12 protein-coding genes are annotated in these 13,629 nt (G+C 66.6%); 9 read left to right on the forward strand and 3 right to left on the reverse strand.

The genetic code is table 11. From position 1 onward, the window contains the following. The 9 genes from HP546_RS00270 to HP546_RS00310 all read left to right on the forward strand — a co-directional run. A partial coding sequence (locus HP546_RS00270; RefSeq protein WP_218584398.1) for a MoxR family ATPase occupies positions 1-306 on the forward strand: 306 nt, incomplete at its 5' end. A 4-nt stretch (positions 307-310) separates the two neighbouring features. Continuing rightward, complete coding sequence (locus HP546_RS00275) at positions 311-1,255, forward strand: DUF58 domain-containing protein (RefSeq protein WP_172218542.1); 945 nt, start codon at positions 311-313, stop codon at positions 1,253-1,255. Continuing rightward, the gene (locus HP546_RS00280) at positions 1,252-1,746 is read left to right on the forward strand and encodes a DUF4381 domain-containing protein (RefSeq protein ID WP_172218544.1); all 495 of its coding nucleotides are present in this window, start codon (positions 1,252-1,254) and stop codon (positions 1,744-1,746) included. The genes HP546_RS00275 and HP546_RS00280 overlap by 4 nt, the downstream gene beginning before the upstream one ends. After that, positions 1,739-2,815: a VWA domain-containing protein gene (locus HP546_RS00285; RefSeq protein ID WP_172218545.1), complete on the forward strand. Its 1,077-nt coding sequence runs from the start codon at positions 1,739-1,741 to the stop codon at positions 2,813-2,815. Before HP546_RS00280 ends, HP546_RS00285 begins: the two co-directional genes overlap by 8 nt. Further along, the gene (locus tag HP546_RS00290) at positions 2,812-4,530 is read left to right on the forward strand and encodes a tetratricopeptide repeat protein (protein WP_172218547.1); all 1,719 of its coding nucleotides are present in this window, start codon (positions 2,812-2,814) and stop codon (positions 4,528-4,530) included. The genes HP546_RS00285 and HP546_RS00290 overlap by 4 nt, the downstream gene beginning before the upstream one ends. Next, on the forward strand, positions 4,527-6,158 hold the full coding sequence (locus tag HP546_RS00295; protein WP_172218549.1) for a BatD family protein: 1,632 nt from the start codon (positions 4,527-4,529) through the stop codon (positions 6,156-6,158). Before HP546_RS00290 ends, HP546_RS00295 begins: the two co-directional genes overlap by 4 nt. Positions 6,159-6,304: 146 nt before the next feature. Next, the gene (locus HP546_RS00300) at positions 6,305-7,543 is read left to right on the forward strand and encodes an exonuclease SbcCD subunit D C-terminal domain-containing protein (RefSeq protein WP_172218551.1); all 1,239 of its coding nucleotides are present in this window, start codon (positions 6,305-6,307) and stop codon (positions 7,541-7,543) included. Then, entirely contained in the window at positions 7,540-11,184 is a 3,645-nt protein-coding gene (locus HP546_RS00305) for an AAA family ATPase (RefSeq protein ID WP_172218553.1), read from the forward strand. The genes HP546_RS00300 and HP546_RS00305 overlap by 4 nt, the downstream gene beginning before the upstream one ends. Then, positions 11,181-11,774: a glutathione S-transferase gene (locus HP546_RS00310; RefSeq protein ID WP_172218555.1), complete on the forward strand. Its 594-nt coding sequence runs from the start codon at positions 11,181-11,183 to the stop codon at positions 11,772-11,774. The genes HP546_RS00305 and HP546_RS00310 overlap by 4 nt, the downstream gene beginning before the upstream one ends. A gap of 120 nt (positions 11,775-11,894) precedes the next feature. On the opposite strand, the gene HP546_RS00315 is transcribed toward HP546_RS00310, so the two are convergent. The 3 genes from HP546_RS00315 to HP546_RS00325 form a co-directional block, all read right to left on the reverse strand. Then, positions 11,895-12,074: a hypothetical protein gene (locus HP546_RS00315; protein ID WP_172218557.1), complete on the reverse strand. Its 180-nt coding sequence runs from the start codon at positions 12,072-12,074 to the stop codon at positions 11,895-11,897. Between the two features lie 122 nt (positions 12,075-12,196). Further along, positions 12,197-13,327 (reverse strand): lactonase family protein, encoded by a 1,131-nt coding sequence (locus HP546_RS00320; protein WP_172218559.1) that lies wholly within the window; start codon positions 13,325-13,327, stop codon positions 12,197-12,199. Next, entirely contained in the window at positions 13,293-13,583 is a 291-nt protein-coding gene (locus HP546_RS00325; RefSeq protein ID WP_172218561.1) for a DUF5629 family protein, read from the reverse strand. Before HP546_RS00325 ends, HP546_RS00320 begins: the two co-directional genes overlap by 35 nt. Positions 13,584-13,629 lie beyond the last annotated feature (46 nt).

The raw sequence follows: 13,629 nt of genomic DNA on the forward strand, positions 1-13,629 counted from the left end.
GCCGACGCGGTTGAGGAATACCTGGTGCAGCTGGTGATGGCCACCCGCACCCCGGCCAAGTTCGACGCCGAACTGGCCGACTGGATCGCCTACGGCGCCAGCCCGCGCGGCTCCATTTCGCTGGACCGCTGCTCGCGCGCGCACGCCTGGCTGGCCGGGCGCGACTTTGTCAGCCCCGAAGACATCCAGGCGGTGCTGTTCGACGTGCTGCGCCACCGCATCATCCTCTCGTTCGAGGCCGAGGCGGCGGGGATCGACCAGGACCGCGTGGTCCAGCGCATCCTCGACGTTGTCGCCGTTGCCTGAACCCATGCCCACCACCCAGCTGGCACAACCCGGCATCCGCATCGGCCTTGCCGAGCTGATCGACATGCGCCATCGCGTGCGCGAAATCCAGCTGTTTTCCAAGCCCGGCCAGCGCAGCCCGCTGGTAGGCCTGCACCACTCCAAGTTGCGCGGGCGCGGCGTGGATTTCGACCAGGTGCGCGTGTACCAGGCCGGCGACGACGTGCGCAACATCGACTGGCGCGTCACCGCCCGTACCCAGGAGCCGCACACCAAGCTGTTCCACGAAGAGCGCGAGCGGCCAATCTTCATCCTCGTCGAGCAGAGCCAGCGGCTGTTCTTCGGCTCCGGGCTGATGTTCAAGTCGGTGCTCGCGGCCCAGGCTGCAGCGCTGTTCGGCTGGGCCGCGCTGGGTCATAACGACCGCATCGGCGGGCTGGTGTTCGGCGACAACGAGCACCACGAAATCAAACCCCGGCGCAGCAAGCAGAGCCTGCTGCAACTGCTCAACCGCCTGGCCAAGGTCAACCAGGGGCTGCACACCGAGGCCACGCCCGGGGCCGACAGCCTGGGCCTGGCCCTGCGCCGCGCCCGCGAAGTGCTGCGCCCCGGCAGCCTGGCCATCGTGATTTGCGACGAGCGCTCGCTGAGCGCACAGGTGGAACAGCACCTGGCCATGCTCTCGCGCCATTGCGACCTGCTGCTGCTGCCGGTGTCCGACCCGCTCGACCATGCCCTGCCCGCCGCCGGCCTGCTGCGTTTTGCCCAGCGCAGCGCGCAGCTGGAGCTCGACACCCTCGACGCCAACCTGCGTCAGGCCTACCGTCAGCAGGCCGAAGCGCGCATCGAGCGCTGGGAGCTGATGGCGCAGAAGCTGCGCGTGGTGCTGCTGCCACTGAGCACGCAGAGCGAAATGATCGAGCAACTGCGTGAACACATGAGCGCCCAGCGGCCGCGGAGCGCCTCATGAACCCGCTTGACCAGCTGCACCCGCTGATCGAGCCGGCGCCGGTCGGGCTGTGGCCACCCGCGATCGGCTGGTGGCTGCTGCTGGCCTTGCTGCCGCTGCTGGCCTGGGGCCTGTGGCGGCTGCGCCGCTGGCGCCCCACCAAGCGCCGCATCGTGCGTGCCGAACAACCGCTCGACCCGGTGCGCGTCGAAGCCCTGGCCGAGCTGGCCCGCCTGCCTCGCCCGTACGACGGCGCCCCGGCCGGTGCGTGGCTGCAGCAGATCAACGCCCTGCTCAAGCGCCTGTGCCGCAACCATTATCCGGGGGCCAACAGCCATACCCTCAACGGCCGCCAGTGGCTGGCGTTTCTCGACAACCGCTGTCCGGCCGCCGGCCTGACCCGCTGGATGGTGCTGGTCGAAGGCGCCTACAAACCCGAGTGCAAGCTCGACGACAAAGCCATCGTCGGGCTCAGCCAGGCCGTCGAAACCTGGATCCGCAAGCATGTTTGAACTGGCCTGGCCTTGGGTCTTCACCCTGCTGCCGCTGCCATGGCTGGCGCGCCTGCTGCTGCCTGCCGCCGACAGCGGCGAGCCAGTGCTCAAGGTGGGCTTCCTGAACGAACTGGAAAGCCTGGCCGGGCGCCGTGCGCGGCTCAACCTCCCAACCTGGCGCCAGCAGGCGCCGTTCGTCATCATCTGGCTGTTGCTGCTGTGCGCCGCCGCCCGCCCGCAATGGCTGGGCGAGCCGGTGCCGGTGGCCGCCAGCGGCCGCGACCTGCTGGTGGCGGTCGATGTGTCCGGGTCCATGGACTTCCCCGACATGCAGTGGCAGAACGAAGACATCAGCCGCCTCGATCTGGTCAAAGCGCTGCTTGGCGACTTTCTGCAAGACCGTGAAGGCGACCGCGTGGGCCTGATCCTGTTCGGCAGCCAGGCCTACCTGCAGGCCCCGCTCACCTTCGACCGGCGCACCGTGCGCACCTTCCTCATGGAGGCGCAGATCGGCATCGCCGGCAAGAACACCGCCATCGGCGACGCCATCGGCCTGGCGGTCAAGCGCCTGCGCGAGCGCCCGGCACAAAGCCGGGTGCTGGTACTGATCACCGACGGTGCCAACAACGGTGGGCAGATCCACCCGCTGACCGCCGCGCGCCTGGCAGCCCAGGAAGGCGTGCGCATCTATACCATCGGTATCGGCGCCAACCCCGAAGCCAGTGGCACCCCCGGCTTGCTCGGCCTCAACCCGAGCCTGGACCTGGACGAAGCCGCGCTCAAGGAAATCGCCGACATCAGCCACGGCGCCTACTTCCGTGCCCATGACGGCGCCGAGCTGGACGCCATTGGCGACACCCTGGACCAACTGGAGCCGGTGGCCCAGCAACCGACCCAGGCGCGCACGGCCAAGGCCCTGTACGCCTGGCCCCTGGCCCTGGCGCTGCTGCTCAGCGTGCTGCTGGTAGGAGCGGTGCAATGGCCCGACAACCTGCTGCATCGCCTGCTGCGCAAGCCGCGCTTCCTGCAGCCGCACCCGGAATGGCGCCAGCGCCTCAAGCGCCTGCGTCTGAGGAGACGGCGATGATCGACCTGTGGCCACAATGGCTGCGCCCGCTCTGGCTGCTGGCCGTGCCGCTGCTCGGCTGGCTGCTGTACAAGCTGTGGCATCGGCGCAAACGTGCCGGGCGCTGGCAGATGATTCTACCGCCGGCGTTTCATGGCGTGCTGCTGGGTGGCGGCAGCGGCAGTAGCAGCAAGCTGCCGTGGGTGGCCCTGGGCCTGGCCTGGGCGCTGGTGATCCTGGCCCTGCTCGGGCCCAGCTGGCAGCGCCTGGAAGAAAACCGCCAGCGCCCGGCCGACCCGCTGGTGATCCTGCTCGAACTGACCCCGCAGATGCTCGCCGAGGACAGCCCGCCCAACCGCCTGGAGCAGGCCCGGCGCAAGGTTCTCGACCTGCTCGAACACCGCCGCGACAGCCAGACTGCACTGGTGGTCTATGCGGGCTCCGCGCACACACTGGTGCCGTTGTCCGATGACCTGGCCACCACCCGCAATCTGCTCGAGGCCGTCGACCCGTCGATCATGCCCAAACCCGGCCAGCGCGCCGACCTGGCCGTGCAAAAAGGCCTGGCGCTGCTGGCCCAGAGCGGCCTGGGCCAGGGCCGCCTGTTGCTGATCGGTTCGGCGCTCAGTGCAGCCGAGCGCCAGGGCATCGCCCAAGCCCTTGGCCGCCAGGGCCCGAGCCTGTTGATGCTGGGCATCGGCAGCCGCGAAGGCGCACCGGTGCGCCAGGCCAACGGTGAATACCTCAAGGACGATCAGGGCGGCATCCTGGTACCGCGCCTGGACAGCAGCAGCCTCAAAAGCTTCATCAGCGGCACCGGGGGGCGCTACCGCCATGCCCGCATTGACGACCTCGACCTGCGTGGCCTGGGCCTTTTCGACAACCCGCGCAGCGCCCGCAACGACGGCCAGACCCTGCAGCTGGACAGCTGGGCCGACCAGGGCTACTGGCTGCTGATCCCGCTGTTGCTGCTGGCCGCCTGCGCCGGCCGGCGTGGCTGGCTGTTCTGTTTGCCGCTGCTGCTGGCACTGCCTCAGCCCAGCCAGGCGTTCGAGTTCAACGACCTGTGGCTGCGCCCCGACCAGCAAGGCCAGCGCCTGCTTGAGCAAAACCGTCCGGCCAGCGCCGCGCGCCACTTCCACGACCCGCAATGGCGTGGCATGGCCCTGTACCAGGCCGGCGATTATGCCGCTGCCGCCGACGCTTTTTCCCAAGGCGACACGGCCGCAGCCCACTACAATCGAGGCAATGCCCTGGCCCGCAGCGGCGAGCTGGAAGCCGCGCTCGACGCCTACGAGCAAGCCCTGGAGCGCCAGCCCGACCTGCAACTGGCGCTGGACAACCAGGCGCTGGTGCAACAAATGCTGCAACAGCGCGAAGCCCAGGCCGAAGAACAGCCGCCACACAGCGATGCCCAAAGCACACCCGGCAGCGAAACCGAAGGCAACAGCAGTTCGGCCAGCAGCCCCGCGCAAGGCACGCCCGGCAGTGACCCACAAGCCAACGCCGAACAACCCGGCGAAGGCAGCAACAACACCCAGGCCACACCCGGTAACCAGGCAGGCGCGGATGACAGCGTCATCCAGCCGCCCCAGCGACCGGTATCGACCAGCCTCGATGCCGAACAGCGCCAGGCCCTGGAACAATGGCTGCGGGAGATCCCGGATAATCCGGCGGAGCTGCTGCGGCGCAAATTCTGGTATGAACAGCAATTGCATCAGGAAAACCCACGATGAGTCGCTTCGGCGTCTTTATTCTCAGTGCACTCTGGGCCGTACTGGCCCAGGCCGAACCGCTGCTACAGGCGAGTGTTGACCGTACCCGCCTGGAAGCCGGCGAAAGCCTGGAGCTGACCCTGGAAAGCCAGGACGTGACGCAGTTCGGCAAGCCCGACCTGCGCGCCCTGGAAGGCGACTTCGAAGTGCGCGGCACGCGCCAGCTCAACAGCCTGCACACGCTGGACGGTGAAACCCGCGCCAGCACCCGCTGGATCATCACCCTGCTGCCACGCCGCAGCGGCAGCCTGCGCATCCCCGAGCTACAGCTGGGCCAGTCGCACAGCCAGGCGATCGAGCTGCAGGTGCTGCAGGCCGATGCCAGCCGCCAGGACAGCGCCCAAGTGTTCGTCGAGGCAACCCTCGACAGCACCGAGGTCTACGTGCAGGCCCAGGCCGTGCTGACCTTGCGCATCTACCATTCGGTGGCGCTGTACGACGACAGCAGCCTCAGCCCGCTGCAACTGGAAAATGCCAAGGTCGAGCCGCTGGGCGAATCGCGCACCTATGAAAAGGAAATCAATGGTGTGCGCCACGGCGTGATCGAGACCCGCTATGCGCTGTATGCCCAGCAAAGCGGCAGCCTCGACATCCCGCCACTGACGTTCACCGCCACCGCCGCTGCCAGCAGCGATGAAGCGCCGCAAGGCAACGGCACGGCCCGCGCCGGTCGCCAGGTGCAGGTCAGCTCGCTGCCTTTGCGCCTGGCCGTGCGGCCGATTCCGCCGGCCTGGCCCGCGGGTGTGCCGTGGTTGCCAGCGCGCAGCCTGACCCTGGAAGAACACTGGAACCCCGACCCCGGCACCCAGCAGGTGCAGATTGGCGATTCGCTGACGCGCAACATCACGCTGCGTGCCGATGGCCTGTCCAGCACCCAGCTGCCACCGCTGCCGGCCACCGAAATCACCGGCCTGCGCCGCTACCCGGACCAGCCGTTGCTGCGCAACGAAATCAGCGAGCGTGGCATGACAGCCAACCGCGAAGAGCGTGAAGCGCTGGTGCCGACCCACAGCGGCACACTGGCGCTGCCGGCGCTGGAGGTGACCTGGTGGAACACCCGCGAAGACCATCTGGAGCACAGCAGCCTGCCGGCGCGCACACTGGATGTGCAGGACAACCCGGCCTTGAGCGCCGACACGCCGGTGGGTGAAAGCAGCAGTGTCAGCGCCCTGCTGTGGCCGTGGCAGCTGGCCACCCTGATGTTTGCCCTGAGCACAGTGCTGGGCTTTGCCCTGTGGTGGCGTGCGCGCTCGCGACCGGCGGTGCTGCGTGCCGCGCAGACCGGGCCCAGCCCGCGCACCTTGCTGGATGACCTCAAGCGCGCGTGCCAGGCCAATGATCCCCATGCCACTCGCCAGGCGCTGGATGCCTGGGCGCGACAGCAGCCGGAGACCCTGGCTGAGATGGCAGCGCGCTTTGTGCCGTTGTCGGATGCGCTGGATGGGTTGAACGGGGCGCTGTACAGCGAGAGCGGGCAGTATTGGCAGGGGGAGGATTTGTGGCGGGCGATCGGGGTTATTCCCTCGGCGGAGCAGGTGTTGGTGCCGGCTGGGGAGAATGGCAGCTTGCCGCCGCTTTATCCGAAATGATCCGGCTGGTGGGCGGCGTATCCGGGGGGGGGGGATCACAATGGGCCTGCCGACAATTCTCCGGCTTGGGTTACCATACCCCCTTCACGCAACGCCCATCCCCAGCCAAGCCCTCGCTTGCTCGACTCGACACCAACAGGTCATCCATGCGTCTGTTTCATACCTCCGACTGGCACCTGGGCCAAAGCCTGCACGGCCAGGAACGCGACTTCGAACACGCCTGCTTCCTCGACTGGCTGCTCGGCCAGCTGCGCCTGCGCCAGCCGGATGCGCTGCTGATCGCGGGCGATATCTTCGACACCGTCAACCCGCCGGTCAAAGCCCAGGAACGCCTCTACGACTTCATCGTCCAGGCCCACGAGCAACAGCCCAAGCTGGACATCGTGATGATCGCCGGCAACCACGACTCCGGCTCGCGCATCGAGCTGCCCGCCGCGCTCATGCGCCGCCTGCGCACCCATGCCCTGGGCCGCGTGCACTGGCTGGACGAGGGCCAGCTGGATGCCGAACGCCTGCTGATCCCGCTGACCAACGGCCGTGGCAAGGTCGCCGCCTGGTGCCTGGCCCTGCCGTTTCTGCGTCCGGCCGAAGTGACTGGCCCGCAACTGGGTGACGACTACCTGCAGGGCATCACCCAGGTGCACCAGCAACTGATCGCCGCCGCGCAGAAAAAGCGCAAGAAAGACCAGGCGCTGATCGCCATCAGCCACGCCCACATGGCCGGTGGCGCGGTGTCGGAAGACTCCGAACGCAGCCTGATCATCGGCAACGCCGAAGCCCTGCCGGCCAAGCTGTTCGACAAGGCCATCAGCTACGTCGCCCTGGGCCATCTGCACAAGCCGCAGAAGGTCAACCGCGAAGAGCGCATCCGCTACAGTGGCTCGCCGATCCCGCTGTCGTTCGCCGAAGTCAACTACCCGCACCAGGTGCTGGAAGTGGAGCTGAACGGCAGCGATCTGGTCAGCATCGAACCCCGCCCGGTACCGCGCGCCGTGGCGCTGCAACGGGTCGGCCCGGCGCCGCTGGGCGAACTGCTGCAGCAACTGGCCGAACTGCCGGTGATCGACCTGCTCGAAGACCCCAACCGCCAGCCCTGGCTGGAGGTGCGGGTGATACTGGATGAACCGCAACCGGACCTGCGCCAGCAGATCGAAAGCGCACTCCAAAGCAAGGCCGTGCGGCTGATCCGCATCAGCGCCGAATACGCCGGCCGCAACAATGCCGAAGACGATGGCCTGGCCTTTGTCGAACTGTCGCAGATGACCCCGCAGGACCTGTTCAGCCGGGCCTGGGAACAGGCCTACGGCAACCCCGCCGACGAGCAGGCGCTGGCCGACTTTGCCCTGCTGTTGCAGGACGTGCAGCTGGAAGAGGAGCAGCCATGAAGATTCTCGCCATTCGCCTGAAGAACCTGGCATCGCTGGCCGGCCCGATCGACATCGATTTCACCGCCGAACCGTTGGCCAGTGCCGGCCTGTTCGCCATCACCGGGCCTACCGGCGCCGGCAAAAGCACCCTGCTCGACGCCCTGTGCCTGGCGCTGTTCGGCACCGTACCGCGGCTCAACGACATTGGCCGCGAGGCCAAGGTGCCGGACGCCGACGGCGAGATCCCCACCTCCGACCCGCGCAACCTGCTGCGCCGTGGCACCGGCAGCGGCTTTGCCGAGGTGGATTTCGTCGGCATCGACGGCCGTCGCTACCGCTCCCGCTGGGAAGCCAACCGCGCCCGCGACAAGGCAAACGGCAAGCTGCAACTCAGCCGCCAGAGCTTCTACGACCTCGACAGCGAGCAGGTGCTGGCCAGCGCCAAGAACGAATTCAAGGCACTGGTCGAAGCCCGTCTGGGCCTGAACTTCGAACAGTTCACCCGTGCGGTGATGCTGGCCCAGAGCGAGTTCGGCGCCTTCCTCAAGGCCGACGACAAAGACCGCAGCGAACTGCTGGAAAAGCTCACCAACACCGCCATTTACACCCGCCTGGGCCAACGTGCCTTCAGCAAGGCCCGCGAGGCCGGCGACACCCACAACGCCCTGAAGGACCGCGCCAGCCACCTGCTGCCGATGGCCGCCGAAGCCCGTGCCGAGCTCGACCAGCAGTTGGAGCAGGCGCAGCAGCAGTTCAAGGCCGACCAGGCCGGCGAGCGCCAGCTGGAACAGCAACGCAGCTGGCTGAATGAACAACGCCAGCTGCAGGCCCAGCACAGCGAGGCCAGCAACGCCCTGCAGGCCGCCGAACAGGACTGGCAGCAGCTGGCCGAGCCACGCCTGGACCTTGCGCGCCTGGAGCGCCTGGCCCCGCAGCGCCACCAGTTTCACCGCCAGCAGACGCTGAATGCGCAGTTGCTGCCACTGGCGACGAAGATCACTGAACAACACCAGCAGCAAACCGAACTGCAGGTGCGTACTACCGAGCTCGAACAAGCGCAGGTCACCGCGCGCCAGGCCCTTGCCGATAAGCAGGCACAGCACGGCGAAAATGCCCCGCGCCTGCGCCAGGCTTTTGCCGTCCAGGACAACCTGGCGCGGCTGGATCAGGAGCTGGTGACACAACACAGCACCCGCCAACAGGCCGAGCAGGAAGTTACCGACGGCCAGCAGCACGTGCAGCAGCTGGAGGCCAATCAACAGCGCAGCCTGCAACAATTGGCACAGATCGACACGGCGCTCGCCGACAGCCAGCACCTGGCGGGCCTGGCCAACGCCTGGCACGCCTACCTGCCGCAACTGAAGCAGGTGATGCAGATCGGCGCCCGCCTGGCCAAAGGCCGTGAAGAACTGCCCGGCCTGCAAGCTCTGGCCAGCCAGGCCAATGTGCACCTGCAAGCCGAGCGTGACGCCCATGACCTGCTGTTCCGCGAGGCCAAGGCCGAGCCCCAGGCCCTGGCGGAGCAGATCGACCTGCTGGGCAGCATGCTGCAGGAAAACCGCAAGCAGCAACGCGCCGTTGAAGTGCTCGCGCGCCTTCATGGCCGTGAACAGGAGCTGCGCCAACAGCTGAATGCCGTGCGCGGGCGCCAGCAGCAGGCCATGCAGCAGCGCCAGCAGCTGATCAGCCAGGGCACCGCAGCCAAGGCCGAACTGGAAGCCGCCGAGCAGGCGCTCAACCTCACCCGCCAGTTGCTGGAACGCCAGCGCCTGGCGCGCAACACGAGCGTCGAAGAGCTGCGTGCCCAACTGCGCGACGGCGAGCCTTGCCCGGTGTGCGGCAGCGCCGAGCATCCCTTCCATCAACCCGAAGCGCTGCTGCAAAGCCTGGGTCGCCATGACCAGGCAGAAGAAGCCGCCGCGCAAAAGCAGGTGGAAAACCTCAACAGCACGCTGGTGGAGCTGCGCACCCAGCTGGGGGTGATCAACGCCCAGCTCAAGGATTATCAGCAGCAACAGCAGCAACTGGATGAGCAGCTGCAACCCTTGATGGCCGAGGTGCAGGCGCACAGCCTGTGGCCGGCACTTGCGCCGCAGGACGACAAGGCCCGCCGCGCCTGGCTGGACAGCCAGCTACGGCGTCTGGACGAAGTGATCAACCAGGACGAGAAGCGCCAGAGCGCGCTGCTCGCCCTGCAACGCGACGCCGCCCGCCTCAACCAGCAGCTGCAAGCCGCGCACGATGCCCAACAGCAGGCCCAGCGCCATCTGGAGCAACAGCATCAGGCCCTGGCAAACGACGAGCAGCAGCTGCAGCAAGGCCTGAACGACCTGGCCGGCGTGTTGCCCGATGAAGCCCTCAAGGCCTTGAACGACGACCCGGCCAATGCCTTTCTCGCCCTCGATCAGCAAATCGCCCAGCGCCTGCAACAACTGGAACAACGCAAGGACGAGCAGGAGGAACAGCAAGCCCGTCAAGCTCAGCTGGACAAGCTGCGCGACCAGCAACAGGCGCGCGCACAGGCGCTGCAGCAATTGCAGCAGAAACTCGCCACACTCGACCAGCAGCGCCAGCAGGCCCAGGCTTCGCTGGCCGAACTGCTGGGCGAACATGCCAGCGCCGAAGCCTGGCAACAGCACATGGACGCCGCGCTGGAGCACGCGCGCGCCCTCGACGCCGACACCGCCCAGCGCCTGCAGGCGTTGCGCACCCAGGGCGTGCAGCTGGCCAGCGAGCTCAACGCCAATGCTCAACAGCATCAGGCGCTGGACAACGAGTGCCAGCAGTTGCAAGGGCAGATTGCGCAGTGGCGCAGCGAACACCCTGAACTGGATGACGCCGGGCTGGATCGATTGCTGGCCATGGACGATGCCCAGGTCAGTGAACTGCGCCAGCGCCTGCAAGGCGCCGAAAAAGCCATTGAGCAGGGTCGCGTGCTCCTGCAGGAGCGCGAACAGCGCCTGCAGCACCACGCCGCGCAAACCACCGTGGAAACTTCGGCCGAAGCGCTGGAGCAAGCCCTGGCCGACTTGCGCGAACGCCTCGCCGGCCATGAGCAGCAATGCGCCGAATTGCGTGCGCAGCAGGCCGACGACCAACGTCGCCAGCAGGCCTCCCAGGCCTTGGCAGCAGAAATCGAGCAGGCCCACCAGCAGTGGCAACGCTGGGCGCGCCTGAGTGGGCTGATCGGTTCAGCCTCGGGCGATGTATTCCGCAAGATCGCCCAGGGCTACAACCTCGACCTGCTGCTGCACCACGCCAACGCCCAGCTACGCCAACTGGCCCGGCGCTATCGCCTCAAGCGCGGCGGCAGCGCCCTCGGCCTGCTGGTGCTGGACACCGAGATGGGCGACGAGCTGCGCTCGGTGCACTCGCTGTCGGGCGGTGAAACCTTCCTGGTGTCGCTGGCGCTGGCCCTGGGCCTGGCCTCGATGGCTTCCAGCACCCTGCGCATCGAATCGCTGTTCATCGACGAAGGTTTCGGCAGCCTCGACCCCGAGTCGCTGCAACTGGCCATGGACGCCCTCGATGGCTTGCAGGCCCAGGGCCGCAAGGTGGCGGTAATTTCCCATGTACAGGAGATGCACGAACGCATCCCGGTGCAGATCCAGGTGCGTCGTCAAGGCAATGGCCTGAGCGATGTGGAGGTGTGCGGGTGATTCTCTACTCGTTCCGCCGCTGCCCATGGGCCATGCGTGCGCGCCTGGCACTGCGCTATGCCGGGTGCCAGGTGCAGATCTGCGAGGTGGCGATGAAGCACAAGCCGGCAGAATTGCTGGCCTTGTCGCCCAAGGGCACGGTGCCAGTGCTGGACACCGGTGCCGGGGTGCTGGAGGAAAGCCTGGATATCATGCGCTGGGCGCTGGAGCAGAACGACCCGCAGGACTGGCGGCTACAAGGCGACCCGGCCGCAGCGCAGCAAGCTGAGGATCTGATTGCGCGCAATGACAGCACGTTCAAGGTGCAGGTAAACCTGTACAAGTATGCCGAGCGCTATCCCGAGCATTCCCGCGAGCATTACCGCCTGCAGGCCGAGGCCTGGCTGGCGGAGCTCGAAGGCCTGCTGGATGGGCGGGGCAACTTGCTGGCTGACCATCCAAGCCTGGCCGATGCCGCGTTGCTACCCCTGATGCGCCAGTTTGCCGGGGTCGAACCGCTGTGGTTCGCCGAGGCGGCTTATCCGCGGGTGCGGAGCTGGCTGGAGAGGTGGCTGGCTTCGGAGCTGTTCAAGTCGGTCATGGCCAAATGAAATCTGCTCCTGCACTGGCCCTATCGCCGGCAAGCCAGCTCCCACAGATACCGCGCTGGGCGTGAGGCCTGCATATCCCTTGTGGGAGCTGGCTTGCCGGCGATAGGGCCAGTACAGGATTCAATGGTTATGTTTGCCACTCAGGGCCGCGTGGAAGTTGGCACTCTGGCGCAGGTACTGCTCGGTGTAGCTGTGGTTTGCGGATGCCTTGCGAGTGGAATCGGCATGGGCATGCGTGGGCAGTACCACTGAGGCAGAAATGGCGGATGCGGCGATGACCGGGAAGAGATTGAAGTTCATCTGGGCTGACCTCGACGGCGGTGGTTTGACGGTGGCCCGTTTGGGCCTTGGATCAAACTTACGCCGCAGAGGCCGCATGCAAAAATTCATTGCGGCAGTATCGATTATCACGCCGATCGATATCACTCCAGGAACTTCAGGTCCGAAGGCGCCTCCTGCTTCAGCGTCTGCACCGTCTCCAGCAGCTTGCCGCTGCGCGGATCGCGGCGCATGACCACGATCTGGTTGCTCTTCTGGTTGGCCACCAGCAAGAAGTTGTCACTCGGGTCGAGGGCAAACTCGCGCGGGTGATCGCCTTCTACCGACCGCCGCTGCAGAAGCGTCAGCTGGCCATCGTCCTTGCCCACACTGAACACCACGATCTGGTTCGCCGTGCCGCGGTTGCTGACATACAGGAAGCGCCCGTCGGCCGACAGGTGCAGCCCCCCCGCCGCCTTGGCTGCCGCATCCGGCTGTTCGGTCAGCGGCAAGCGCTGGCGCGGGAGCAGCGCAGCGTCCTTGACGTCGAACATCACCACTTCGCCGCTCATTTCCAGCGTCAGGTAGGCATGCCGGCCCTTGGCGTCGAACAGCAAATGACGGGGTCCACTGCCCGGCGGCAAGTCCACCGCAGCAGGGCTTGCCGGGCTCAATGGCTTGTCCACGCTGGCACCGTCATAGCTGTAGATGAACACCTTGTCTGCGCCCAGGTCGCAGGCGTAGACATGCTGGCCGTTGGGCGACAGTACCAGCGAATGCACGTGAGCACCGGCCTGGCGCTCGGGGTTGACGCCGCTGGGCTTGTGCCGCAACTGCTGTACCAGCGGCTTGAGCTTGCCGTCCTTGGCCACCGGGATCACCACCAGGCTGCCACCGGGGTCGGGTGCAACTGCATAGTTGGCCACGAACAGGTAACGCTGGTCACGGCTGAGGCTGGCGTGAGTTGGCTCGTCGCCCTTGGTGGTCACCTGGTTGAGGGGCTTGATCTCGCCCTTGGTGCTGACGCTGAAACTGCTGGCGTGACCACCGGGGGTTTCATTGACCGTGAACAGCTGACGCTGATCGGCCGACAGCACCAGCCACGACGGGCTGACGCTCTTCACCACCTGCTGCGGCATGGGGTCGATATGGCCGGTTTTTTCGTCGAACTGGTAACGGTAGATACCCTGGCTGGCGCCATCGGTGTAGCTACCGACCAGCAACGTGGCGGCATGGGCGTTGAAAGTCAGGCTCATCAGGCTAGCGGTCAGCAGGCTGGTCCAGATCCGGTTCATCTTGGTCTTCATCCGGGGCACGAAAGGCACTCATACAGACTAGCCGATGCTCGCCATTGGCATCGTCGAGCTGCCATTCATCACCGTTGGCGATGGCGGCGGCGACTTGTTCAGAGGTGAAAGACCAGCGGCGCAGTTGACGGCCGTCCATGCATTCGATGGTCAGGCCGGTTTCGTCGCTGGTGAAGTCGAAGGCATGCAGGCCGTCGATCAGGAGCATGTCGCAAGACTGCAGGGCGGTGGCGAGGGGGGACATGGAGGTACCAATTTGAAATGAGCCGGCATTATAGCCTTGGGGCTGC

This window comes from Pseudomonas sp. CM25 (assembly GCF_013179705.1).
Taxonomy (GTDB): Bacteria; Pseudomonadota; Gammaproteobacteria; order Pseudomonadales; family Pseudomonadaceae; genus Aquipseudomonas.